Source organism: Arthrobacter sp. 10T44, from assembly GCF_056393885.1.
In genome coordinates, this window is record NZ_JBFTGT010000024.1 from 1 (window position 1) to 524 (window position 524).

At 71.6% G+C, this 524-nt stretch carries 1 protein-coding gene; it reads right to left on the bottom strand.

The features are described from left to right. Positions 1-524: HNH endonuclease (locus AC1DBL_RS16735; RefSeq protein WP_476926526.1), on the bottom strand; the 524-nt coding region annotated here is incomplete at both ends.

The following is a 524-nucleotide window of genomic DNA, read 5'->3' on the forward strand; positions in this document are numbered from 1 at the left end:
GTGAGTTGGAGGGTGTGCCGGGGTCCGGGGCGGGGTTGTGCGTTCCAGCCGGGGGTTTCTTTGGTGTGGTTGCAGGCTTCGCAGAGCCCGGCGCCGTTGGCTGCTGTGGTTGCGCCGCCGGTGTGCCAGGGGATGATGTGGTCCAGGTGTCGGATCGGGGCGTCGCAGTACGGCGTCCGGCAGGTGTCGTCCCGGGCCTGGATTAACCGGCGCAGCCCTGCGGGGAAGATCCGGGCGCGGGAGTCCATGGCCACGAGTTCGCCGGTGGCCGGCGCGGTGAAGAGCCTGCGGACCCAGAGGGCGAAGGCGCGTTCGGCGCCGGAGCCGCCCGCCGTGCCGGTGCCCGCGTCTCTGAGCAGGTTCCTGGCCCACCCGGCGGGGACGATGCCGTAGCCGGGGAGGCGGGCGGGTTCGCTGTCGGCCTGGAAGAGGGTGCGGTCGGTCATGATGAGCTGGATGTCGATGCCGCTGATCCCGCCGGCTTTGCCGGTGGTGCGTTCGACCAGGGCGTCGGCCATCAGCTG